Source organism: Methylibium rhizosphaerae, from assembly GCF_006386545.1.
GTDB lineage: Bacteria > Pseudomonadota > Gammaproteobacteria > Burkholderiales > Burkholderiaceae_C > Pseudorivibacter > Pseudorivibacter rhizosphaerae.
This window is the reverse complement of record NZ_SWAR01000122.1, coordinates 1-1,483: the sequence shown is the minus strand read 5'-3', so window position 1 is coordinate 1,483 and position 1,483 is coordinate 1. Positions and strand designations below refer to the sequence as shown.

Annotated in this window: 3 protein-coding genes; all 3 read right to left on the bottom strand. The window is 66.8% G+C overall.

Features of this window, described 5'->3' with window-relative positions; all coding sequences use genetic code 11:
• On the bottom strand, nt 1-245 hold a 245-nt coding region (locus tag E8D38_RS27700; protein WP_181179562.1), incomplete at its 3' end, for an ExbD/TolR family protein.
• A gap of 2 nt (nt 246-247) precedes the next feature.
• Entirely contained in the window at nt 248-676 is a 429-nt protein-coding gene (locus E8D38_RS27695; RefSeq protein ID WP_140637493.1) for an ExbD/TolR family protein, read from the bottom strand.
• 24 nt (nt 677-700) lie between these two features.
• On the bottom strand, nt 701-1,438 hold the full coding sequence (locus E8D38_RS27690) for a MotA/TolQ/ExbB proton channel family protein (protein WP_425462827.1): 738 nt from the start codon (nt 1,436-1,438) through the stop codon (nt 701-703).
• Between the last annotated feature and the right edge of the window lie 45 nt (nt 1,439-1,483).

Below are 1,483 nucleotides of genomic sequence, written 5' to 3'. Positions count from 1 at the left end.
GGCAAGCCGTTCCAGTACACGACGCTCTTCTCGTCGATGTCGATCTTGACGATCTCGGGCTTGGTGAGGTTCTGCGGCGGCACGCCCACCGGCATGTTCAGGTTCACCGAGTGCAGCTGGATCGGGATCGTGATGATCAGCATGATCAGCAGCACCAGCATCACGTCGATCAGCGGCGTGGTGTTGATGTCCACCATCACCTCCGGATCACCGCTGCCGCTGCCGCTTCCTACGTTCATTCCCATCGTCAACCTCCCCGTGCCGGCGGCTCGGTGATGAACGCCACCTTGGTGATGCCCGCCCTCTGGCAGGCGTAGATCACCCGCCCCACCGAGTCGTAGTTCGCCCGGTGGTCGCCCCGGATCTGCACCTCCGGCTGCGGGTCGAGCACCGCCACCTTCTTCAGCCGGTCCACCAGCGCCTGCGTGTTGGCCATCCTCAGGTCGTTCCAGTAGATGCCCCCGCCGGTGTCCACCGACAGGATGATGTTCTCCGGCTTGGTCTCTCGCACTTCCACCGTTTCCTTGGGCAGATCCACCGGGATCGAGGTGGTCACCACCGGAATCGTGATCAGGAAGATGATGAGCAGCACCAGCATCACGTCCACCAGCGGCGTGGTGTTGATGGTGGAGACGACTTCGTCCTCGTCGCCTTCACTGCCTACGGTCATGGCCATGGTCTTGGCTCCCCTGCGGCGGCCTTAGGCCTTGCGGGCGTTGCCGGCGGCCAGCAGCACGGAGTGCAGGTCGTTGCCGAAGGCGCGCACGTCTTCCATCGCGCTCTTGTTGCGCCGCACCAGCCAGTTGTAGCCCAGCACCGCCGGCACCGCCACGGCCAGACCGATGGCCGTCATGATCAGCGCCTCGCCCACCGGCCCGGCCACCTTGTCGATCGACGCCTGCCCCGCCACGCCAATGGCCGTGAGCGCGTGGTAGATGCCCCACACCGTGCCGAACAGCCCGATGAACGGCGCCGTCGAACCCACCGTGGCCAGGAACGCCAGCCCGTCCTGCAGGCGGCTTTGCACCCGCTCGATCGAGCGCTGGATGCTCATCGTCACCCACGTGTTCAGGTCCACCTGGCCCAGCAGGCCGTCGTGCTTCTTGGTGGCGTCCAGCCCCGCTTCGGCGATGAAGCGGAACGGGCTGGTCTCGTGCAGCGTGTCCGCACCCTGGCGGATGGTGCCCGCGCTCCAGAAGCTCTTGGCCGCCTCCTTCGCCTGGCGCCCCAGCTTGGCCTGCTCCCACAGCTTCACGATCATGATGTACCAGCTGCCCATGCTCATGATCACCATGACCACCAGCACGAACTTGGCCACGAAGTCGCCCGCCTTCCACAGCGCTCCCAGGCCGTAGGGGTTCTCCACCGACTCGACCGTCTTGGTCGCCGGCTTCGCCGCCGGCACCGCCGCCGGCGCCGGCGTGATCGCCGCCGGCACGCTCGCCCCCGCCGACGCGTCGGCCGCGGGCGCGGTGGTTTGGGC

Coding starts and splice junctions, on each gene's coding strand:
- E8D38_RS27695 (WP_140637493.1), bottom strand. CDS start 676: ATGGCCATGACCGTAGGCAGTGAAGGCGACGAGGACGAAGTCGTCTCC.